Origin of the sequence: Vibrio sp. RC586 (assembly GCF_000176715.1) — a bacterium.
GTDB lineage: Bacteria > Pseudomonadota > Gammaproteobacteria > Enterobacterales > Vibrionaceae > Vibrio.
Genome location: NZ_ADBD01000016.1, coordinates 1 through 21,843 on the forward strand (window position 1 = coordinate 1; position 21,843 = coordinate 21,843).

The window sequence follows — 21,843 nt, forward strand, 5'->3', positions numbered from 1 at the left end:
GTCGTGAAGATGATAAATATTTCATGAGCTGCCCATTCATAGAACTCCCCCACATGAAGAATGTACATAGATGCTGTCGAAAAAGCGATCTCACCGCTTCTAGCTGCTTTTAACAGGTCATCATTTCTGAATCGATAGGTGGGTTTTAGATAGTCGTTTGCTGGAAAATTATCCCAGGAATAATTATTTGTTTCTAAGAACTGCCAATATCTCTTAAGAGCGCGAACACTCACTGTTACATCGACTGCTTTTCGAATATTCACCAAGTAATTGAGCCAAAGGTTCACCGGTAGCAGGTATTCGTTGTCTTTAGAGTAAAAGGTAGGAAATCCACTTAATTGAATGGATTTCGATTTGCTTGATGGCGGATAGATTCGGGGAACATCAAAATTTTTCGAATTTATGACAGTAACCATACCAGCCTCCAATGTATTTGATATACGTAGAGGCTAGTATGTTTTCCAGAGTTTACAAATCTACAGGGTGGATTTTCCAGATACCGATCTACATGGTAACAAATTCTTCTGAACCCGTTGGGTGAATTGCGACCACGGAATCGAAATCGGCTTTGGTTGCGCCCATTTTTATCGCGACACCAAAACCTTGGATCATTTCATCAACCGCAAAACCGATGCCGTGTAGACCAACCACGGTCTCTTCTGGGCCAGCGCAAACCAGCTTCATTTTGCATGGCTGACGGTGAGAGGTGACGGCGGTGTACATAGCGGTGAAGCTGGATTTGTACACTTTCACGTTCTCTGCACCGTACTGAGCAATCGCTTGTGGCTCAGTCAGACCAATGGTGCCGATCGGTGGGTGGCTAAACACCACGGTTGGAACCAACTGGTAATCCATCTTGGCGTTCAGTTTGTTATTAAACAGGCGCTCAGAAAGTTGACGTCCCGCTTTTACCGCAACCGGAGTCAGTTCAATTCCGCCTTCCATGATGTCACCGACACAGTAAATGCCTGCGATGTTGGTGTTTTGGAACTCATCGACCTTGATGTAGCCTTGCTCATTCGTAGCAACGCCCGTTGCCGCAAGGTTGATGGCATCGGTGGCTGGGTGACGACCGATGGCCCAAATCAGGGTATCGACGTTGTACGTCTGACCATTTTCCAGATGCAGCGTCAGGCTACCATCGGCTTCTTTCACCACTTGTTTTGGCACGCTATGGGTGTGCAGTTGTGGCCCTTCGTTGTTCATCACTTCCACTAAGGTTTCGATGATCATGGGGTCGAAGCTACGCAGTGGTGACTCTTTGCGGCAGAACAGGTGAGTTTCTGTACCTAGCGCATTCAGCACGCCGGCAATTTCTACTGCGATATAGCCAGCGCCGATCACCGCAACGCGTTTTGGCTGCTCGCTCAGCTCAAAAAAGCCGTTCGAGTCGATGCCGTATTCTGCGCCTGGAATATTTGGAATGCTTGGGCGGCCACCTACGGCAATCAGAATGTGGTCAGCGGTGTACAGTTCGCCGTTCACTTCAACGGTTTTCGCATCGACAAACTTAGCGAAGCCCTTAATAACGTGAACTTTATTGTTGCCCAGAACACGATCGTAAGATTGATGAATGCGGCCAATGTAGGCTTGGCGGCTTTCAATCAGTTTTGCCCAGTTGAAGTTCTTCACATCGATATCGAAGCCGTAATCTTCCGCATAAAGGTGCATCGCTTCTGCGATTTGCGCGCCGTGCCACATCACCTTTTTCGGTACGCAGCCAACGTTGACACAAGTACCGCCGAGATCTTTGGCTTCGATGAGAGCGACTTTCGCGCCATACATCGCCGCGCGGTTGGCTGAAGCGATACCGCCGCTGCCGCCACCAATACACAGGTAGTCAAAATGTGTTGCCATTACTTTCTCCAATTATGTCTGGCGAAGATGCTCTTCGCTCTTTTCTTGTATTCCTTATATCAGGGCAAGTGCGTCACAATCCACCTGCCTTGATGAAAAAGCCGATTATTCAGGCACGACCCATTCAACTTTGTAATGTCCCGTTGCAGGGGCAATCGCCTGTTTGAGGAAAGGCAGAATGGTCTGCATCTGGCTTTCCAGCGTCCACGGCGGGTTCACCACAATCATGCCGGAAGCGGTCATGCCGCGTTCGTTGGTGTCAGGGGAAACACCCAATTCAATTTGTAAGATTTTGCGAATGCCTAAACCTTGTAAGCCTTCTAACATGTCATCAATATCGCAGCGATTGACCACCGGATACCAAATCGCATAGATGCCGGTTGCCCAGCGTTTGTAACTCTGAGCGATCGCTTGTACTACGTCGCGATACTCTTTGGCGAGCTCATAAGGCGGGTCAATCAGCACTAAGCCGCGGCGCTCTTGCGGCGGCAAACTGGCTTTCAGGCGCGCGAAGCCATCTTCTTTATAGATAGAGACTTGGCGATCGCGGTGGAACTCTTGCTCCAGCAATGGGTAATCGCTTGGGTGGAGTTCGGTCAGCACCATGCGATCCTGCTCACGCAGATGGGCGCGTGCCACACGGGGTGAACCTGGGTAGTAACGCAGAGTCTCTCCTTGATTGAGCTGGCGAATCGCATCCAGATAGCTATTAAGCTCCGCCGGAATATTGTCTTGTTGCCAGACTCTTGCAATCCCTTGTTTGTATTCGCCCGTTTTTTCTGACCATTCATGAGTCAGATCGTAACGACCCACACCAGAGTGAGTATCATGGTAGACAAAAGGTTTCTCTTTTTGTTGCAAAGAATTCAGGATCAGGCTCTGCACGATATGCTTTAGCACATCCGCATGGTTGCCCGCATGGAAACTGTGTCGGTAACTTAACAAAATAGACTCTCAAACCCTTCAAGGGGCGCTGTACTAGAGGCCGTTCAGCCTGCCGCTAGTAATAGAAATAAAAATATTGGCTTGATTATATACCGATTTAGGGCGCAGAGCGCAGCGTAAAGCCGCGGTTTTTTGTGTAGCGAAAGGCGCGACGGAGTCGTATTTTGCAACGCTTTTCCTACCGCCTCCTATTGAAAAATCATTCTGCTACCTATATTTACTAGCATAACTCCCAGGTCAAAATTCGGCCTGTCTCTATGATGAAAAGGAATCTTTTTATGTCAAACCCACTTCTTACCTTTACGGATCTGCCACCGTTTTCTGCGATTAAACCGGAGCACGTAAAGCCAGCGGTTGAACAGGCGATAGCGGATTGTCGCCACACCATAGATCAGGTTCTGGCCGATAACCCACAACCGAGTTGGGAAACCGTGATTGCGCCGATTGAAGCGGTGGATGATCGCCTAAGCCGCATCTGGTCCCCAGTCAGCCACATGAATTCCGTCATGAACAGTGATGAACTGCGTGAAGCGTATGAAAGCTGCCTGCCACTGCTTTCTGAATATGGTACTTGGGTTGGTCAGCACAAGGGCTTGTTTGAAGCGTACAAAACCTTAAAAGAGAGCGAAGGCTTTGCGGCATTAACGCGCGCGCAGCAAAAAACCATCAGCGACAGTCTGCGTGATTTTGAATTGTCAGGCATCGGCTTGCCACTGCAAGAGCAAAAGCGCTATGGCGAAATCAGTAAGCGTATGTCTGAGCTGGGCTCTAAGTTCTCCAACAACGTGTTGGATGCCACCATGGGGTGGAGCAAGCACATTACGGACGTGAACGAACTGGCGGGTATGCCGGAGTCTGCGTTAGCGGCGGCAGAAGCGGCAGCCGAAGCCAAAGGTTTAGAGGGTTATCTGCTGACCTTAGACATTCCATCTTACCTACCGGTGATGACTTACTGTGATAACCAAGCGCTGCGCAAAGAAGTGTATGAAGCGTACGTGACGCGCGCTTCGGATCGCGGCCCGAATGCGGGTAAGTGGGATAACAGCGAAATCATTGCTGAGCAGCTCAAACTGCGCCATGAAATCGCGCGTATGCTCGGCTTTAACACGTACAGCGAAAAATCGCTGGCGACCAAAATGGCCGAAACCACCGATCAAGTGCTTGGTTTCTTAAATGATTTAGCGAGCAAAGCCAAACTGCAAGGTGAGCGTGAAGTCGAAGAGCTGCGCCAATTTGCGGAAAGTGAATGTGGCGTGAAGCAGCTTGAGCTGTGGGATATTGCTTACTACAGCGAAAAACAAAAGCAGCATCTGTTTGACATCTCCGATGAAGAGCTGCGCCCATACTTCCCTGAACAAAAAGTGGTGAATGGTCTGTTTGAAGTGCTAAGCCGCTTGTTTGGCATGCAAGTGAAAGAGCGCCAAGGGGTGGATGTATGGCATGAGTCAGTGCGCTTTTTTGATATTTTTGATGAAAAAGGCACGCTGCGTGGCAGCTTCTATCTCGATCTGTATGCGCGTGAACACAAACGCGGTGGCGCGTGGATGGATGAGTGTCGTGTGCGTCGCACTACCGACAATGGCGCACTGCAAACGCCAGTGGCTTACCTGACGTGTAACTTCAACCGCCCAGTCGGCGATAAGCCTGCATTGTTTACTCACGATGAGGTGACCACTCTGTTCCACGAATTTGGCCACGGCATTCACCATATGCTGACCCAAGTGGAAGTGGGCGCGGTATCAGGCATCAATGGTGTGCCTTGGGATGCGGTGGAGCTGCCAAGCCAATTCTTGGAGAACTGGTGCTGGCAAGAAGAGGCGCTGGCGTTTATTTCCGGCCATTACCAAACCGGCGAACCTCTGCCGAAAGCCATGCTGGATAAAATGCTGGCGGCGAAAAACTTCCAATCGGCGATGTTTATTCTGCGCCAGTTGGAGTTCGGGTTGTTCGACTTCACTTTACACACCACTTACGACCCAGAAGTGGGGCCAAAAGTGCTGGAAACCTTGGCGGAAGTGAAAAAGAAAGTGGCGGTGCTGCCAGGCTTGGAGTGGAACCGCTTCTCGCACAGCTTTAGCCATATTTTTGCTGGTGGCTACAGCGCGGGTTACTACAGCTACCTGTGGGCAGAAGTACTTTCGGCGGATGCGTTCTCACGCTTTGAAGAAGAAGGCATCTTCAACCACGAAACAGGGCTAAGCTTCCTTACCAACATCCTTGAAATGGGTGGCAGCGAAGAGCCAATGGAACTGTTTAAGCGCTTCCGTGGTCGCGAACCACAAATTGATGCTTTGCTGCGTCATGCCGGAATCGCCGCTTAAATTTGAACCTTGATCTGCATAACCCCGCACTTCTGTGCGGGGTTTTTTACATCCCTCATATCCTGTTAATGGGGTAAATCAAGCTGCTGGTGGATCTGTCTGATGGTGTGCCAGTGGTGTTTAAGCCAGTGATCGAGAGAATATCGGCCAGATCCCCAAACCATCACGGTCAGCAGCATCATTCCCCACAATTGGTGATCGGTAAAACCTTGTTCCCAAAGCACAGGATAGGAGATCACCGCAATGGCATTGACGGCAAACAGTGCAAAGGCGCTTAAACGTCCGAGCAAACCAGGGATGAGCAGCAAGGGCAGTCCTAATTCTGCGGCGGTGCCGAAGTAGGCCGCCCATTGCCAAGGCAAGAGTGGCACTTGGTATTCCAGTTCAAACAGATATAAGGTGCTGTCCCAACTGGATATTTTAATCCAACCCGATTGCCAGAAAACCCATCCAACCCAGAATCGACACATGAGCAGCAGCAGGTTGGCGACATCGCGCTGTAAAATGTGACAGAGTGAGTAATAGCCTTGGATTAAGCGAGAAAGAATCGACATATTAAGCTCCTTGTGACGCAAGGGTGAAGCCCGCCAGAATTTCCAGTGGCAGCAAAGAGGGGAGTGCTGCGAGTGTATCGGGCGGAATATCGCCAAGAGGCGTCTGTTGTTCAATCGCGAGTAGTAGTTGGTAAGCATGGGGTTGGAGTGGTAGCGTCCAAGGATACCCTTCGCTATCACACGCGATAACACCCATTTGCGCTTGATGCAGCGTGATTTGGCTAACATCGTTGCTATGCAGCGCACGCTGTAAATCAAACAGAGCATAGGCAGAGTCGAAGGCGTGCACCCAAGGCAATAGATGAAGTACCACCTCGGCGTGTTGCTCTGCCGCCACTGTGCTTAGTGACTCTAGTGGTGTCCATTGTGGGCGAGGTTCGCACGCATAGGCTTGTTGGACGCGATCGAGCGTCCATTCAAAACGCGCCAACGCCGTTGCGTAAGGGACAATCGTGGTGACTTGAGTGGCACGTTCAATCAGGGCGTCAAACCGCTCTCCATAGTGACTGACATCCGGATTGGTTAAAGGGTGAGTGAGCACATATTCGCGCGCCAGTGCGGCAAAGCACTCTTCTCCCAAGATCTCAAGTAGCAGAGGGTAGGTAGCTGCTATCACTTCACTGAGGCTGATCACACGATTGTTACGATAAATCTGGAGTCGATCCGTGGGATCTCGCCCATCCGCGATGATGGCGCACGCTTCTCCCCCGACTTGATAGTTCAGGCCATGAGCAAATTGAGTCTGTAATTGAGCTAGCGTCAGGCTCATGACATTCTCCTTACATGAGAGGGGTTGGCGTTGATCCGATTTAGGCTCTGTGCGGCGCGCTGCGCTTGGGCGAGCAACACCGAAGGGCTTGGAATATCAAGATCCCACTCAATCAGCGTGTGGCGGCTGCCATGCAGTTGGGTCCACTGTTCAAAAAGTTGCCACAGTTCATCGCTGACGGGCCGACTGTGAGTATCAATCCAGATCTCCCCGTCAGGGAGAGATTTCACGCTGTAGCCTGCCAGATGAATTTCATCCACCGCGCAAGCTGGAATAGCGTTGAGATAAGTGTGCACATCAAAGCCGTGATTAAACGCAGATACTTGCACGTTATTGAGATCGAGCAGCAGCCGACAGCCTGTGCGCTGTTGAACGGTAGAGAGAAATTCCCATTCCGGAATAGTGGAGTGTTCAAAACGCAGATAACTGGAGGGATTTTCGATCAGCAGCGGGCGCTTGAGAGCCAGTTGCACCTGATCAAGATTACGGCAAAAAACCTCTAGTGCTTCTTCGGTATAGGGCAAAGGCAGTAAGTCATTGAAGTAGCGTCCACCTTGCGCACTCCAACTAAGGTGATCGGAAACGAACATCGGTTCAATCTCATCAACGAGAGCTTTGAGTTGGGCAAGATGCGTGCGGTTGACGGCTTCAACCGAGCCTAGTGAGAGGCCAATGCCGTGACAGCTCAACGCATACCGCTCCCGCAATGAGAGCAGATCAGTTCTTGCTGGAGAGTAGGGTGAAAAATAATTTTCGCTGTGGATTTCCAGCCAAGTTAGATCCGTGTTCTGCTGCTGAAAGTACGCAAAATGTGGGCTGCGTAACCCCACGCCAACATGAGGGTGGACTGAGTTTGAATCCATGGAGCCATCCTTGTTACGCGATCAACATCACCATTGAAAGTGGTGCGCAGCCAAGGCTGCGCACTCAACCGTTAATGTGACATGGTGCTGCCGCCAGCTAACTTGTCACAGACGCCTTTGGGTAACACCACAAAAGCATCTTTTTGGTTATCCATTTTGGCGGTACCTGCACAAGACCCGGTTTTGGTGGCGCAGTCATTTTTCCCCGCTTTAGCGACTCCATAACATTTTTCATTGTCAGCAGCAGAAGCGGCGGTGGCGGTCAGTAAAGTGCCTCCCATAGCGAGTAGGCCAGTGATTGCAGCAGTAACAGCTAGGTTAGATTTTTTCATGATGTGTTCCTCAAGACAGTTCCTTGGTCATTGTTTTCACAAGTCATTAACATGGCTTGCTTAGACAAAAGGAGCGGGGCGAGATGAAAAACCTTTCACTATTTGCTTTAAAAATAAGCAATGGAAAGAGTAACAATATGGTTTGCATCGAAAAATAGTTTGAATTTTTTTCGAAGGGCTGATTTTGATGGATTGCCCGTTGCGCCTTAGATAGGGATCTTGAGTGTTGTTTCCCTTGCTTGGGTCTCACCAGTTTTAGGGTTATAATCGCCGCCATTATGTATAAATAACCAGTGGCGAAGTCATGATCGATCCCTCTCTATTGCTCGACGGTCTCAACGATAAACAACGCGAAGCGGTGGCAGCGCCACTGGAAAACTTGCTGATTTTGGCCGGTGCCGGCAGTGGTAAAACCCGCGTGCTGGTGCACCGGATTGCGTGGCTGATGTCGGTGGAAGAAGCCTCGCCGTTTTCGGTGATGGCGGTAACCTTTACCAACAAAGCGGCGGCAGAAATGCGCGGCCGAATTGAAGAGCTGATGCATGGCACCGCTTCTGGCATGTGGTGTGGTACTTTTCACGGTATTTGCCACCGCATTCTGCGCGCCCATTATCTCGACGCTAAACTGCTGGAAGATTTTCAGATCATCGACAGTGACGATCAGCAGCGCCTGCTCAAACGCCTCATCAAAGCACATAATCTGGATGACAAACAGTGGCCAGCACGGCAAGTCGCGTGGTGGATCAACAATCAAAAAGATGAAGGATTGCGCCCAGCGCACATCAACGCCTTTGATCCGGTCACTCAAACTTACCTCAAGCTCTACACCGCTTACCAAGAAGCGTGCGATCGCGCCGGCTTGGTTGATTTCGCCGAGATTTTGCTGCGCACCCTAGAGCTACTACGTGGTAACCAGCATATTCGTGAGCATTATCAAGCTCGCTTTAAGCACATTTTGGTCGATGAATTTCAAGATACCAACGCGATTCAGTACGCGTGGCTACGCATGATGGCGGGCGCCCAGTCGAACGTAATGATCGTGGGTGATGATGACCAGTCTATTTACGGCTGGCGTGGTGCTCGAATAGAAAACATCGAGAAATTTACCCTTGAATTCCCGAGCGTGAATACCATTCGACTGGAGCAAAACTACCGCTCCACCAAAACCATTTTGGAAGCCTCAAACACACTGATCGCCAATAACAGCGAGCGAATGGGCAAACAGTTGTGGACTGACGGTTTGGTTGGCGAACCTATTTCGGTGTACTCGGCGTATAACGAGCTCGATGAAGCGCGCTTTGTGGTCAGCAAAATCAAAGGTTGGCAGGAGCAAGGCGGCACACTCACCGATTGCGCGATTTTGTATCGCAACAACGCCCAGTCACGGGTACTGGAAGAGGCGTTATTGCAAGCGAGTTTGGCGTACCGCATTTATGGCGGGATGCGCTTTTTCGAGCGCCAAGAGATCAAAGATGCGCTCAGTTATCTGCGTTTGATTAATAACCGCAATGACGACACTGCATTTGAGCGGGTAATCAATACGCCGCCACGCGGTTTGGGTGATAAGACGTTAGAGACGATACGTTTTGCCGCGCGTGATCGCGGTTGCACCTTGTGGGATGCCAGTATCGGTCTGCTCAATGACCAAGTGCTTACCGGGCGTGCTGCGGGCGCGTTGAGTCGCTTTGTTGAGCTGATCAATGCCTTGGAAGAGGAAGGTATCGACATGCCACTGCATGTGCTCACGGACCACGCAGTAAAAACCTCTGGTTTGCTGGAGATGTATCAGCAGGAGAAAGGCGAAAAATCCAAAGCGCGGATTGAAAACTTGGAAGAGCTGGTCACGGCGACGCGCCAGTTTGAAAAGCCAGAAGAAGCGCAGGATATGACCATGCTGACCGCGTTTTTGACCCATGCGGCACTGGAAGCCGGTGAAGGTCAAGCCGATGAGCATGATGATGCGGTACAGCTGATGACCTTGCACAGTGCTAAAGGGTTGGAATTCCCTCAAGTGTTTATGGTGGGTGTAGAAGAGGGGATGTTCCCTAGCCAAATGTCTGCCGAAGAGGCGGGGCGTCTCGAAGAAGAGCGCCGCCTGTGTTATGTCGGCATGACGCGTGCGATGCAAAAGCTCTACATCACCTACGCGGAGATGCGTCGTTTGTACGGGCAAGATAAGTATCACAAACCCTCACGTTTTATTCGTGAACTGCCGGAAGGCTGCTTAGACGAAGTGCGTATGAAAGCACAAGTCAGCCGCCCAACCAGTACGGGACGCTTTAGCCAAACGGTAGTTAAAGAGAGTTTTAACGAAACGGGGTTTAGTTTGGGGTCACGAGTGCGTCACCCGAAATTTGGCGAAGGCACCATCATTAACTTTGAAGGCAGTGGTCCACAAAGCCGAGTGCAAGTCGCATTTAATGGCGAAGGCATTAAGTGGTTAGTGACGGCTTACGCGAGATTGGAGAAAGTGTAAGCGGCTTTATGGCGGGGATTGATTGCCTCTTTGCAAGAGGCAATGTCTTGGCTGTTTCTCTTGTCGCTCTATAAAAACGACCATAAAAGAAAACCCCGGGGGCAAGCCCACCGGGGTTAGAGTCTTACTCGCAGCATTCCCGCTACTAAAGGTGCTCCATGCATCAAATCCTTGATAGTACGCTGCAATCCGTCAGCTCAATCCTTGCATCGCCTTCCTAGCGGTGTCCTGTGTCATCCATTACACTCACAATCCTCGTGAGTTCACATCACTTGTTCCCTGAGCGGTGTCCCTGTCATCATCCTGATGTTCAGTCCGTGCCTCGTCCAGAGGTGTCCATTTCCCATCCTTGTCGTTACCATCCTAGCAACGATTGCGTCCGTTCAATGTCCTGTTTCGCTTTCCTTGCCGAGCACTCATCCTGAATGTCCGACTCTTCTTCCTGAAGATCACCAATCCGTGGTGCTTTCCTGTTCCGTGTCAGTATCCTTCCAACGAGATTCATCTTACTCAGATGAGTTTTCTGAACAAGCAAATGAAATCGATTTCTTTATGCTCTCATTTGTTGCTTTGTTGTTTTTTTAATAATAATCAATTGATTAGGTTTGTTTGTTGGCATTGTTGTACACAGGAAAAAGAGTTTTTCCTACTCATTTGTGAGACATCTCTTACACCAATGCGAGCTATAATCCCCATAACTGCTTATTGAGTTTTTTGCTATTAATTGGCGGTTATTCGAAGTTTGCTCGTTGGGTTGGCTCAAGCATTCGCCTTGAGTGCCGATATTGGTAAGTTGAATTTTAGAAAGGTAAGGTGACGTGTGAAATTATCCGTGAGTAAAAAATTGTATGTCGGTTTCGGCTGCGTGCTCGCCATATTATTGGTGATGGCGAGTGTCATATGGTCAGAGGTCTCTCAGTCGCACAAGGTGGCAACTGAAATACACAAGGATGATGTACCTGAATTAGTCTCTTATCTTATTTTGATCGATGAAGCGGGTGATATTTATCGTGATGCTTTGAATGCGATTGTGAATGTTGATAATGCCACGCAAAACTATGCGCAAAACAAACAAGAGTTTGCGCAGGCGCTGCAAACTACTTTTGGATTAGAAACCGCAGGTAGCAGTGATTATCGCCGTTTAGAGCAGATCCGCGAACACATGGCGCAATTTACTGCAGGTGTCGAGCGCGATATTTTCTCTCATCTTGGCGAAGCGAATATTGCGCAGAATACGCAGCGATTGCACCAGCTGTTTGAGCAGCATTTAGTGCAAATTGAGTCTCAGCTCGATGAAGCTTCACAGAATGAACAAGACGAAGCTGGTAAAGCACTGATGAGCCTCACTTCATCTTTCGTCAGCATTGAAAATACCATCATGCTGCTGTCAGGCATTGCTGCCCTACTAACCTGCGTTGTCGCTTATTTGTTGGCTCAGTCGATCGTTGTGCGTTTGTCTAAATTGAATGTGATGGCGCAAGGTGTGGCAGAGGGTGATCTGTCTCAGCAGATGATCCAAGACCACTCTGGCGATGAACTGGCAAATTTGGCTAGCTCCGTTAATCGTATGCAGCAGTCATTAGTGGCACTGATTGGTTCGATCTCTGGTGTGTCTAATCAAGTTAAACAAGTGACCAATGATTTGACTTCGGTCAGCTCGGAGATTGTGGCTGGAGCATCGGCTCAAGCGGATAAAGCCAACCTGATTGCAACAGCCGCAGAAGAGTTAAGCTTAACCATTTCGGAAGTGGCTCAACAAGGTTCAGCGACTTATGCGGAGGCTCGCAGCTCGGAAGCTTCTGCCGAACAAGGGCGCAAAGTGATCCTCGAAATGGTGCAGAGCGTACAGCGAGTGTCACAGCAGATGAATGATATGTCGCTGCAGATGAATGAACTGGGTTCGCACAGTGAGCAGATTGGCAGTGTGATTCGTGTTATCGAAGGCATCGCAGAGCAAACCAATTTGTTGGCACTGAATGCTGCGATTGAAGCTGCGCGAGCGGGGGATGCTGGACGCGGTTTTGCGGTGGTCGCCGATGAGGTTCGTGCGCTGGCTGAACGGACCACAAAAGCCACGCAAGAGGTGGCAGGGATTATTCAAGCGATCCAGTCTGGTACTCAAGAAGCGGTGGTGGCAACGCAAGATAGCTGCCGTTTAGTGGATATCGGTGTGGAGCAAAGTAGCGGAGCCGTAACGGTATTGGAAAGCATTGTTACAGGGGCTGGCAATGTTCAGAGCATGGTCAATTCGATCGCTACGGCGGCGGAAGAGCAAACGGCCGTAACGAAGGAAATCGCGGCAGATATCACCTCGATCAGTGATATTTCTGAACAAACGCTGCAACTGGCTAACCAAAGTTCTGACAGTGTCAGAGGGCTCGGTGGTCGAGTTCAAGAACTTGAAAGCTTAATTGGAAAATTTAAGCTGCGTTAAACATCAAGGGCTTGCCATAGGCAAGCCCTTATTATATTGGCGGTTTGAGCCATAACGATGACATCTATTAAGATCTCAATGTGTCGCCTGAGGTTTGGGTTACTCGCCGATGGCGATGCCTTCACGGCGAGGGTCGGCTGCTCCTTCAAGACCTTGTGCAGTAATCCGGATGGCGTGCAGGCCAGAGTTGAGCTCTTTGATCCCGACCTTTGCCCCTAAGCTTTCTAGCGCCAGCTTGAACTGCTCGGCGGAGGTGCCTTGTTCGAGCTCGGTTTCGCCAAAACGATTTAGCACATGCGGTTGATTGATCGCGGCTTGAATGTCCATGCCCCATTGGGTGTGAGCAATGATCGCTTGAGCGACATAGCCAATAATTCGGCTACCACCGGGTGAACCAATCGCCAGATAGGGTTGGTTATCCTGCAGGACAATAGTCGGTGCCATCGAAGAGCGTGGGCGTTTGCCCGGCTCTAGACGATTGGCAATCGGGCGACCTTCACTTTGCGTGGCAAACGAAAAATCGGTCAGTTCGTTGTTGAGCAAAAAGCCGCGCACCAACAAGCGTGAGCCGAACGCGTTTTCGATCGAGGTGGTGTACGACACCACATTGCCTTCACGGTCGACAATATTAAAGTGGCTGGTGGAAGGCAGTTCTATCGACTGATCGGGGCTGCGTAGCTGCGCATGATGCCAAGGCGGATTGCCTGCTGGCGCACTGGTCAGCGCTTTTCCGGGTTGGATGAGTTTAGCGCGCTCGGCCAGATAGGCTTTATCCAATAAGCCTTGAGTTGGAACGGGCACATAATCTTGATCCGCCATGTACAAACCGCGATCGGCAAATGCCAGCTGTGACGCATCCCCCAGCACTTGCCATGATTTCACATCCTGTGCGCCCCAACCTTTGAGATCGTACTGCTCGGTGAGAGCCAGAATTTGTCCCACCGTCAGGCCTCCTGAGCTGGGTAACCCCATGCCGCAGACTTGATAGCTTTGATAAGCCGCGCATACGGGCGCACGCTGTTTGACTTGGTACGTATCAAAATCTTGCTGATCGATCACGCCGGGATTGCCCGGCGCATTTTGCACCGTGGCGATGATGTCTTTGGCAATATCCCCTTGATAGAAAGCCGCCGCGCCTTGCTGTGCAATGGCTTTGAGAGTGGCAGCGTAGTCTGGGTTTTTCAGTAAGGTGCCGGCTGTGAGTGGTTCACCTTGTGCATCAAAGAAATAGGCTTTGGTAGCAGGAAAACGGCTTAAACGCTCTTTATCTTCTGCAATAAGTGCCGCAAGGCGAGGACTCACCTCAAAGCCTTGCTCGGCGAGTTTGGCGACAGGTTCAATCAAGCGCGCCCATTCCAGCTTGCCGTATTGACGATGGGTTTCCCACAGCAGTTTGACCGTGCCGGGTGTGCCAACGGAGCGACCGCCGACCACGGCATCGTAGAATTTCATTGGCTGACCTGTACTATCTAAAAACAGTTTAGGCGTGGCGTTGAGTGGCGCGGTTTCGCGACCATCGAAAGTGGTAAGCGCTTTTTTCTTGGCATCCCAGTAGACCAAAAATGATCCGCCACCAATACCAGATGATTGCGGCTCAACCAAGCCCAGCATCAGTTGTGTTGTCACCATGGCATCTATCGCGTTGCCGCCTTGGCGTAAAATCGAAGCCCCCGCTTCGCTCGCCAGTGGGTTAGCGGCGGTGACCATCCAGTTTTTGGCTTTGACTAACGGCTTGTGCTCGAAGCCGGTGGCTTGTTCGGGTGCAATCGAATCCGTGGTTTGATTGGGTGCAGCTTGTGCAGCAATGGCAAAAATCAGCGCAGGAAGCGCCAAGGGTGTATGAGTCCAATTCATACCCATCTCCATTTTGGTTGTCATGAGTCGTTTATGTTAACGGGAAGTTAAACAGTGGTTCTAGTGAGTTGTTGGCTAAATCGGTGATTTATGCAGCAATGTCTCAGGATTGAACGGCTTGGAATGGATGTGCTTTTATGAGAGGAAAAAGGAGCTAAGCAAGGAATGGCTTACCTCCTGTGATTTAGTGCTGTTGTGCGCGGCGAGCTGCTCGTCCCGCTGTTAAACCATCAAAACTGAATACCGCGAGAGCGCCCCAAATAAAAGCAAAGGTGATGGCTTTATCGCTGGTAAAGGCTTCGCCATACACCAACACCGCGAGCAGAAACATTAAACTTGGGCCAATGTATTGGAAAAAGCCTAGCGTAGAGAGTTTGAGGTGCGCTGCCGCTCCGGTAAAGCAGAGTAAAGGTAAAGTCGTGACTACCCCCGCTGAGATCAGCAGCAGGTTGAGTTGCCAGCCATTAAGCAGCAGATTGCTGGTGGTGCTGTCGGCAAACCAAAACAGATAAATTGCTGCAGCGGGCAGCATAAATAGGGTTTCAAGGAACAAGCCAGTTTGCGCATCCACTTGGATTTTCTTACGCAGCAAACCGTAAAAGCCGAAGGTGGTGGCAAGAGCAATCGCCACAATCGGTACTGAGCCAAACACCACCAACTGAATGCCCACCCCAATGGCGGCAAGCGTTACCGCAAACCACTGTAATTTACGCAGCCGTTCCCCTAAAAACAGCATGCCGAGCAGCACGTTGAGCAGCGGGTTAATGTAGTAGCCTAAGCTGGCATCCAACATCTTATTTGAATTGATTGACCAGATAAAAATCAACCAGTTACCACCAACTAATAGCGCGGTGACTAACAGCAGCCAAAATTTACGTGGAGTTTGTACTACGCCAACCACGCTGCGCCAGCGATGACCGAAATGGATCAGCACCGCCAGTAAAACAAACGACCATAGCACTCGATGGCTAAGAATTTCTGGAGTGGAGATGGTGCCAAGGGCTTTGAAATAAATCGGTGCCACACCCCACATGGTGTAGGCGCTAATCGCGAGCAAAATGCCTTTTTTGGCGTTGTTTTGTTCGGATGTCATTGGCGTATGCTCTCTGGTTAGCTAGTGAATTTAAGCTACGGAGCCGGAGTATAACCTGAGAATCGTACACTGTACGTATTTTGCGGTTTTATTCACCGGGCAACCCCCCTACAATAGCCAGCTTGTTGGCGACTGATGACTCACACTTTGCACTCTACCGATATGACCGCGACCTTAATGGCTGAATCTTCTGCTCCCTCTGTGACTCCTGAACGTGTTTTACACGAGGTGTTTGGCTATCAGCAATTTCGCGTTGGTCAGCAAGAGGTGATTGAAGCGGCGTTGGCTGGGCGTGATAGCTTGGTCATCATGCCGACGGGTGGTGGTAAATCACTCTGTTACCAGATCCCAGCGCTGGTGCGCGAAGGGGTCACCTTAGTGATTTCTCCCCTGATTTCGCTGATGAAAGATCAGGTTGACCAGCTTAAAGCCAATGGTGTGGCGGCAGAGTGCGTGAATTCCACGTTGACGCGCGAGGAGCTGATCGCGATTTACAACCGCATGCACGCAGGGCAGCTCAAGCTGTTGTATGTGTCGCCAGAGCGGGTATTGACCGCCGAGTTTATCGAGCGTCTTAGCCATCTGCCTTTAGCTATGATTGCGGTCGATGAAGCGCACTGTATTTCGCAATGGGGACACGATTTTCGCCCTGAGTACGCTTCGTTAGGCCAGCTTAAGCAGCGTTTTCCCAATATCCCTGTGATGGCACTGACTGCGACTGCGGATGACGCAACGCGTCACGACATTATGCAGCGTTTGCAGCTCAATGAGCCGCATCAGTATCTGGGCAGTTTTGATCGCCCGAATATTCGCTACATGCTGGTGGAAAAACATAAGCCAGTTTCGCAAGTGATTCGTTATCTGGAAACTCAGCGCGGGCAGTGCGGCATCATTTATTGTGGCAGCCGTAAAAAAGTGGAAATGCTCACCGAAAAGCTGTGCGGAAACCACATTCGTGCTGCCAGTTACCATGCGGGGATGGACGCCGATGAACGCGCTTGGGTGCAAGAGGCGTTTCAGCGTGATGACCTGCAAATTGTGGTGGCGACCGTGGCGTTTGGCATGGGGATTAATAAACCCAACGTGCGCTTTGTGGTGCATTTTGATATTCCACGCAACATTGAATCCTACTATCAGGAAACTGGCCGCGCAGGGCGTGATGGTCTGCCTGCTGAAGCCATGATGCTGTACGACCCCGCGGACATGAACTGGCTGCGCCGCATGCTCGATGAAAAGCCCGATGGCGCGCAAAAACAGGTCGAAAGCCACAAGCTCACCGCGATGGGCGCATTTGCTGAAGCGCAAACTTGTCGCCGCCAAGTACTGCTCAATTATTTTGGCGAATATCGCGATCAGCCGTGTGGCAACTGCGATATCTGCCTCGATCCGCCCAAGCGTTTTGATGCCACGGAAGAGGCGCGCAAAGCACTGTCGTGTGTCTATCGCGTCAATCAAAACTTCGGGATCGGCTATGTGGTGGAAGTGCTGCGCGGCATGCAGAACATCCGCATTCGCGAGCATGGTCACGACAAAATTACCACTTATGGGATTGGCCGCGATCACAGCCACGATTACTGGGTGAGTATTTTCCGCCAACTGATCCACAAAGGCATGCTCTACCAAAACATCACGCGTAACTCGACGCTGCAACTGACTGAAGAAGCACGCCCGCTGCTGCGCGGTGAGATGAATATTGAGCTGGCGGTACCGCGTTTAGATACCGCGGCGCGCGCGGCGAAATCCGATAAGTTGTCGGGCAAAAACTACGACAAAAAGCTGTTTGCCAAACTGCGTAAGTTGCGTAAATCGATCGCCGATGACGAAGGGTTACCACCGTATGTGGTGTTCAGTGATGCCACCTTGATTGATATGGCGGAGATCATGCCGACCTCTTATGGCGAAATGTTGGCGGTGAATGGGGTTGGGCAGCGCAAGCTGGAAAAATACGCCGACCCGTTTTTGGATCTGATTCAGGAGCATTTGACTTACCATGGCTGAGTTTGGCTTAAGCGAATACCTTGCCGCGGAAGGGCGCTTGATTGTGCGCGCCGAAAACTTCGATTTTGATGCTTTTGCTGAAACCGCTTTGCGTTTGGTGAACCTGCTTTCTGCTCGGGTGTTGGAAAAGCAGTGCGATGCGGATCTGCACACTTGGCTGATCGATTTCGAAGGTTGCCATTTGCTGTTGCGCGGTGAGCATTACAGCCAATCATTGTGGCTGGAAACCCTAACCGCAGGTCAGGGTGATGAGGAGCTGGCGTTTATTGCCAAGCTCCTGTCCCAAATCTGATTAACGACAGGGTGAGGTTCCCCCCATCCGCTTCACGATTTTCGGATGTACGGTGGATTAGGCTTCGCCAATAAAACCGCCCGTCTGGTGCGCCCATAACTGGGCATAAATCCCTTTGTGCGCCAGTAGCTCTTGATGTGTGCCTTGTTCTACGATTTTCCCTTCATCCATTACAATCAGCCGATCCATCGCGGCAATTGTCGATAAACGGTGCGCAATCGCAATCACGGTTTTGCCTGCCATCAAAGTATGCAGATTCTCTTGAATGGCTGATTCCACTTCAGAATCGAGTGCGGAAGTTGCTTCGTCCATGATTAAGATGGGCGCGTTTTTCAGGAGCACACGTGCGATCGCAATACGTTGACGTTGGCCGCCAGACAGTTTCACGCCACGTTCACCGACTTGAACATCATACCCAGTGCGGCCTTGTTCATCTTGCAACTCCTGAATGAAATCATGAGCATGCGCTTGGCGGGCGGCTTCTTCGATGGCGGCTTGATCGGCATCCGGGTCGCCGTACAAAATGTTATCGCGGATCGAGCGGTGCAGCAGTGAAGTATCTTGGGTGATCATGCCGATATGGCGGCGCAACGACTCTTGGCTGACATGGCTAATGTCTTGCCCATCAATTCGAATCTGACCGCTTTGCACATCATAAAAACGCAGCAGTAGATTGACTAACGTGGATTTCCCCGCGCCAGAGTGGCCGACAATACCGACTTTCTCTCCGGCTTGAATCACTAAGTTGAGATCGTCAAACACGGTTTTTTGCGCGCTGTAACCAAAACGAACTTGCGCGAAGCTCAGCTCACCAAATTTCACTTGGAGCGATTTTGCTTGCGGGCGATCCTCAATTTCCACTGGGTTCGCTATGGTGTTCATGCTGTCAATCACGGTGCCAACGCTTTCAAACAGAGCGCGAATTTCCCACATGATCCACTTCGACATGCCTTGCATGCGCAGCGCGATCGTAATGCCAATTGCGATCACCCCGACGGTGACCGTTTCTGCGAGCCATAACTGGATCGAGAGAGCAGCAATGCTAAACAGCAACAGATAGTTGATCAGATCCACACTGTAGAGAAGCGAGGTTAAGGTACGCATCTGGCGGTAAACCGTGTGTAGAAACTGCTTCATGCCCGATTTTGCGTAGGTGGTTTCGCGTTGAGAGTGGGAGAACAGTTTTACGGTGGTGATGTTGGTGTAGGTATCAACAATCCGCCCGGTCATTTGCGATTGTGCGTTGGCTTGATCGGTCGAAATGGTTTTTAAGCGGGGTACGAAGTAGACCTGAATCGCGATATAGACCGACAGATCGACCAATTTCAGCACCGTTTCGCGCACGCTATTCGCATTTTGCATCACTTTTGTCGCAACGCGCCCAGCAAAATCACGTTGGAAGAAGCCGATACTTTGTTTGAGTAAATAGCGATGAGTCGACCAGCGGATCGACATCGGGTAGTTACCCAAAATGGTTTGATGCAGCAACATCGAGTGTACGAGTGCCAGAATTGGCATCACCACCAGTACCAGTGCCGCCATTGTCCACAGCCGTTCGCCATGCATTTCCCAAAACTGGTGGCGCTCTTGAGTGCTGAGAATATCAACAATCTCCCCCATGTAACGCACGAGTGTGACTTCCGCCATCGCTACGCAGGCGCTGAGTAGCGACATCAATAACAGCGGTTTTTCAAAGCCTTGCGTGTAATAGCGGCAGAAAGCAACCAAAGATTTCGGCGGCGTTTGTGGCTCTTGAGCCGGAAAAGGTTCGGTCAGTTTTTCAAACCATTGAAACATGAACAGGGTGCCTTACTGAATGAAATTGAGAAAGATTCGCAATTTTTACTTTTTAATTAAGCTAATTATCACTAAAATTGCGGAAAGTTAATACTAATAAAAATAATTCTCAAATCATACAGCAGAGGTTTTATCATGCGTGATATTCGCCCGAGTCAGATCGGACAATACATTCGTCGTGCGCTTCGCTTGCACTTCATCCCTGTCGTTTTGGTTGCCGCACCGAGTGCAATGGCCAATACCGATCAAGAAACTCAGCAGTTAGAAACCTTAGTGGTGACCGCTTCAGCCTTGAAAGTGGAAACCCCCGCACAAGAAACGCCAAAAGCGTTATCGATAGTCACTCAAGAAGAGATTGTGGCTCGCGCGCCACAAAAATTGGATGAAGCGCTGCGCTATACCTCCGGCGTCACCGCTCAACCTTATGGCGCGGACAATGATACTGATTGGCTCAAAGTGCGTGGTTTTGATGCTGCGACCTATCAAGATGGCAGTCGCCTGTTCCGTGATGGTTACTACACTTGGCTTATCGAACCTTACGCTTTAGAGCGTATTGAAGTGCTGAAAGGTCCTGCTTCGATTTTGTATGGTGAGGCACCTCCGGGTGGGGTGGTCAATGCGGTGCAGAAGAAACCGACCGACATTCCACAAGGTGAGGTTGGCCTACAAGTGGGTAATGATGCGCTGCGCACCTTAACCTTAGACATTTCCGATTACGCGAATCAAGACGGTTCCGTGCGTTACCGTTTAGTCGCGTTGATGAAAGAGAATGATGGGCAGTTGAACGGTACGCAAACCAGCCGTAACTACCTTGCGCCAAGTCTCAGCATCGATATTTCTGAGCAAACCCGTTTAACCCTGTTGGCGAGCTTTTTGGAAGACAGCGGTGTGCCGACTAACCCATTTTTCCCTGCGGCGGGCACCTTAATCGATTCCAACTTTGGTCATATCGATCCCTCTACCAACTTAGGGCAACCGGATTACGACAAGTATGAGCGTCGTCAGGTGTCATTGGGTTACTTGTTCGAACATGATCTTAATGATGTCTGGGCGCTGTCACAGACCTTCAATTACGGCGATAACGATCTCTATCTGCGCAGCAGCTACGCTTTCTCGAATGATGACCCAAGTAAAGATACATTAACGCAAGGCATTGTGTTCCGTGATGGTTCAACCGAAAGCTTGAGCTTAGATAACAAAGCGGTGGCGAAGTGGGATTCTGCACGTGTTGAAAACACGCTGTTGATGGGCTTAGAGTTGCAACGCCACCAGACTCAAGGTGTTGAGTTAGATAACTACAGCTTTGGCACCATCAATCCGTTCAACCCGATTTATGGCAATTACACGCCTATCGATGAATCTTCCGCAGCGGATCGCACAATTACTAAAGAGCAAGCGAGTTTGTACGCGCAGTACCAAATCAAGCTGGATCAGCAGTGGATTGGCCTGATTGGCGGCCGTATGGATTGGGTCGATACTGAAAACGAAAGCCAAAAGAACGCGCAGCGTAAAAGCCGCAGCGATGCGGAGTTTTCATTCAATGCGGGTTTGATGTATCTAGCCAGTAATGGTGTATCGCCTTACCTCAGCTATTCACAATCGTTTGATGTGCTCAGCACCATTGATAGCGCGACGGGTGAGTTGTATAAGCCACTGAAAGGCGAACAAACTGAGGTTGGCGTGAAGTACCAGCCAGAGTTTTATGATGGTTACATCAATCTAGCTTGGTTTGATATCACCCAACAAAATGCGCTGGTGACCAACCCAACGACTTTTGTGGCAACGCAAACGGGTGAAATGACCGCCCAAGGCATTGAAGTCGAAAGCGTGGGTTATGTCACCGATAGCTTGAAACTGACCGCCAGCTACACCTTCACCGATGCCAAAACCGATGAAACGGGTGGCAAGGGCACGCAACAAGCCGGTTTGATCCCGAAACATCAAGCGTCAGCGTGGCTGGATTACGATGCGGCGCAGCTTGGTCTGCAAGGTTGGACGTTTGGCTCCGGCGTACGTTACATCGGTGAGTCGAAAGATAACCCGCGTTCGAGTGATCGTACGGTGCCGAGTGTAACTTTGGTGGATCTGATGGCGGGCTATGAAATCACAGAAAACTGGCAAGCGCAGCTCAACATCAACAACCTGTTTGATCGCGAGTTCGTTTCTGGGTGTGATTACTGGTGTTACTACGGCCAATCACGCAGTGCTGTGCTCAGTGCCAACTATCGCTGGTAGTCGGCACTTGTTGTGAACTTGCC

At 50.4% G+C, this 21,843-nt stretch carries 15 protein-coding genes and 1 pseudogene; 6 read left to right on the forward strand and 10 right to left on the reverse strand.

Features of this window, described 5'->3' with window-relative positions:
- The 3 genes and pseudogenes from VOA_RS0118825 to VOA_RS00525 form a co-directional block, all read right to left on the reverse strand.
- Positions 1 to 416: pseudogene (locus VOA_RS0118825) on the reverse strand (site-specific integrase); the annotation flags it as partial.
- A gap of 88 nt (positions 417 to 504) precedes the next feature.
- Entirely contained in the window at positions 505 to 1,857 is a 1,353-nt protein-coding gene (gene gorA, locus VOA_RS00530; protein ID WP_000190683.1) for a glutathione-disulfide reductase, read from the reverse strand.
- A 105-nt stretch (positions 1,858 to 1,962) separates the two neighbouring features.
- Entirely contained in the window at positions 1,963 to 2,802 is an 840-nt protein-coding gene (locus tag VOA_RS00525; RefSeq protein ID WP_000954224.1) for a 23S rRNA (adenine(2030)-N(6))-methyltransferase RlmJ, read from the reverse strand.
- 278 nt (positions 2,803 to 3,080) lie between these two features.
- Here VOA_RS00525 and prlC point away from each other — a divergent pair, with 278 nt between their 5' ends.
- A complete protein-coding gene (gene prlC / locus VOA_RS0118830; protein ID WP_000070224.1) occupies positions 3,081 to 5,123 on the forward strand; it encodes an oligopeptidase A in 2,043 nt (680 codons plus the stop codon).
- Between the two features lie 65 nt (positions 5,124 to 5,188).
- On the opposite strand, the gene VOA_RS00520 is transcribed toward prlC, so the two are convergent.
- The 4 genes from VOA_RS00520 to VOA_RS00510 form a co-directional block, all read right to left on the reverse strand.
- Entirely contained in the window at positions 5,189 to 5,677 is a 489-nt protein-coding gene (locus VOA_RS00520) for a DoxX family protein (protein ID WP_000025816.1), read from the reverse strand.
- Position 5,678: 1 nt separating this feature from the next.
- Positions 5,679 to 6,446, reverse strand: coding sequence for an HvfC/BufC N-terminal domain-containing protein (locus VOA_RS00515; protein ID WP_000059859.1), 768 nt, complete (start codon positions 6,444 to 6,446; stop codon positions 5,679 to 5,681).
- Complete coding sequence (bufB, locus tag VOA_RS0118835; protein ID WP_000378094.1) at positions 6,443 to 7,309, reverse strand: MNIO family bufferin maturase; 867 nt, start codon at positions 7,307 to 7,309, stop codon at positions 6,443 to 6,445. The genes VOA_RS00515 and bufB overlap by 4 nt, the downstream gene beginning before the upstream one ends.
- 71 nt (positions 7,310 to 7,380) lie before the next feature.
- Positions 7,381 to 7,641, reverse strand: a complete 261-nt coding sequence (locus tag VOA_RS00510) for a BufA1 family periplasmic bufferin-type metallophore (RefSeq protein WP_000749486.1) — start codon at positions 7,639 to 7,641, stop codon at positions 7,381 to 7,383.
- Positions 7,642 to 7,945: 304 nt separating this feature from the next.
- On the opposite strand from VOA_RS00510, the gene uvrD reads away from it, so the two are divergent.
- Both uvrD and VOA_RS00500 read left to right on the forward strand, forming a co-directional pair.
- Positions 7,946 to 10,117 (forward strand): DNA helicase II, encoded by a 2,172-nt coding sequence (gene uvrD, locus VOA_RS00505; RefSeq protein WP_000566891.1) that lies wholly within the window; start codon positions 7,946 to 7,948, stop codon positions 10,115 to 10,117.
- Between the two features lie 820 nt (positions 10,118 to 10,937).
- Entirely contained in the window at positions 10,938 to 12,551 is a 1,614-nt protein-coding gene (locus VOA_RS00500; RefSeq protein WP_000778343.1) for a methyl-accepting chemotaxis protein, read from the forward strand.
- 99 nt (positions 12,552 to 12,650) lie between these two features.
- On the opposite strand, the gene ggt is transcribed toward VOA_RS00500, so the two are convergent.
- The gene (gene ggt / locus VOA_RS00495; protein ID WP_001104623.1) at positions 12,651 to 14,405 is read right to left on the reverse strand and encodes a gamma-glutamyltransferase; all 1,755 of its coding nucleotides are present in this window, start codon (positions 14,403 to 14,405) and stop codon (positions 12,651 to 12,653) included.
- A 184-nt stretch (positions 14,406 to 14,589) separates the two neighbouring features.
- Positions 14,590 to 15,498 carry an EamA family transporter RarD gene (gene rarD / locus VOA_RS00490; protein WP_000200147.1) on the reverse strand — a complete coding sequence of 303 codons (909 nt, stop codon included), beginning with the start codon at positions 15,496 to 15,498 and terminating at the stop codon, positions 14,590 to 14,592.
- A 162-nt stretch (positions 15,499 to 15,660) separates the two neighbouring features.
- On the opposite strand from rarD, the gene recQ reads away from it, so the two are divergent.
- Positions 15,661 to 17,496: an ATP-dependent DNA helicase RecQ gene (recQ, locus tag VOA_RS00485; protein WP_032468443.1), complete on the forward strand. Its 1,836-nt coding sequence runs from the start codon at positions 15,661 to 15,663 to the stop codon at positions 17,494 to 17,496.
- On the forward strand, positions 17,489 to 17,788 hold the full coding sequence (locus VOA_RS00480; protein WP_000807272.1) for a DUF3630 family protein: 300 nt from the start codon (positions 17,489 to 17,491) through the stop codon (positions 17,786 to 17,788). Before recQ ends, VOA_RS00480 begins: the two co-directional genes overlap by 8 nt.
- A 57-nt stretch (positions 17,789 to 17,845) precedes the next feature.
- Here VOA_RS00480 and VOA_RS00475 read toward each other — a convergent pair whose 3' ends face one another.
- The gene (locus VOA_RS00475) at positions 17,846 to 19,585 is read right to left on the reverse strand and encodes an ABC transporter ATP-binding protein (RefSeq protein ID WP_000488006.1); all 1,740 of its coding nucleotides are present in this window, start codon (positions 19,583 to 19,585) and stop codon (positions 17,846 to 17,848) included.
- Positions 19,586 to 19,720: 135 nt separating this feature from the next.
- On the opposite strand from VOA_RS00475, the gene fhuA reads away from it, so the two are divergent.
- A complete protein-coding gene (gene fhuA / locus VOA_RS00470; protein WP_001204838.1) occupies positions 19,721 to 21,820 on the forward strand; it encodes a TonB-dependent siderophore receptor FhuA in 2,100 nt (699 codons plus the stop codon).
- Positions 21,821 to 21,843 lie beyond the last annotated feature (23 nt).

Bases quoted from the DNA above. Each gene is read 5' to 3' on its own strand.
- gorA (WP_000190683.1), bottom strand. From the start codon at position 1,857: ATGGCAACACATTTTGACTACCTGTGTATTGGTGGCGGCAGCGGCGGT.
- prlC (WP_000070224.1), top strand. From the start codon at position 3,081: ATGTCAAACCCACTTCTTACCTTTACGGATCTGCCACCGTTTTCTGCG.
- VOA_RS00520 (WP_000025816.1), bottom strand. From the start codon at position 5,677: ATGTCGATTCTTTCTCGCTTAATCCAAGGCTATTACTCACTCTGTCAC.
- VOA_RS00515 (WP_000059859.1), bottom strand. From the start codon at position 6,446: ATGAGCCTGACGCTAGCTCAATTACAGACTCAATTTGCTCATGGCCTG.
- bufB (WP_000378094.1), bottom strand. From the start codon at position 7,309: ATGGATTCAAACTCAGTCCACCCTCATGTTGGCGTGGGGTTACGCAGC.
- VOA_RS00510 (WP_000749486.1), bottom strand. From the start codon at position 7,641: ATGAAAAAATCTAACCTAGCTGTTACTGCTGCAATCACTGGCCTACTC.
- uvrD (WP_000566891.1), top strand. From the start codon at position 7,946: ATGATCGATCCCTCTCTATTGCTCGACGGTCTCAACGATAAACAACGC.
- ggt (WP_001104623.1), bottom strand. From the start codon at position 14,405: ATGAATTGGACTCATACACCCTTGGCGCTTCCTGCGCTGATTTTTGCC.
- rarD (WP_000200147.1), bottom strand. From the start codon at position 15,498: ATGACATCCGAACAAAACAACGCCAAAAAAGGCATTTTGCTCGCGATT.
- recQ (WP_032468443.1), top strand. From the start codon at position 15,661: ATGACCGCGACCTTAATGGCTGAATCTTCTGCTCCCTCTGTGACTCCT.
- VOA_RS00480 (WP_000807272.1), top strand. From the start codon at position 17,489: ATGGCTGAGTTTGGCTTAAGCGAATACCTTGCCGCGGAAGGGCGCTTG.
- VOA_RS00475 (WP_000488006.1), bottom strand. From the start codon at position 19,585: ATGTTTCAATGGTTTGAAAAACTGACCGAACCTTTTCCGGCTCAAGAG.
- fhuA (WP_001204838.1), top strand. From the start codon at position 19,721: ATGCGTGATATTCGCCCGAGTCAGATCGGACAATACATTCGTCGTGCG.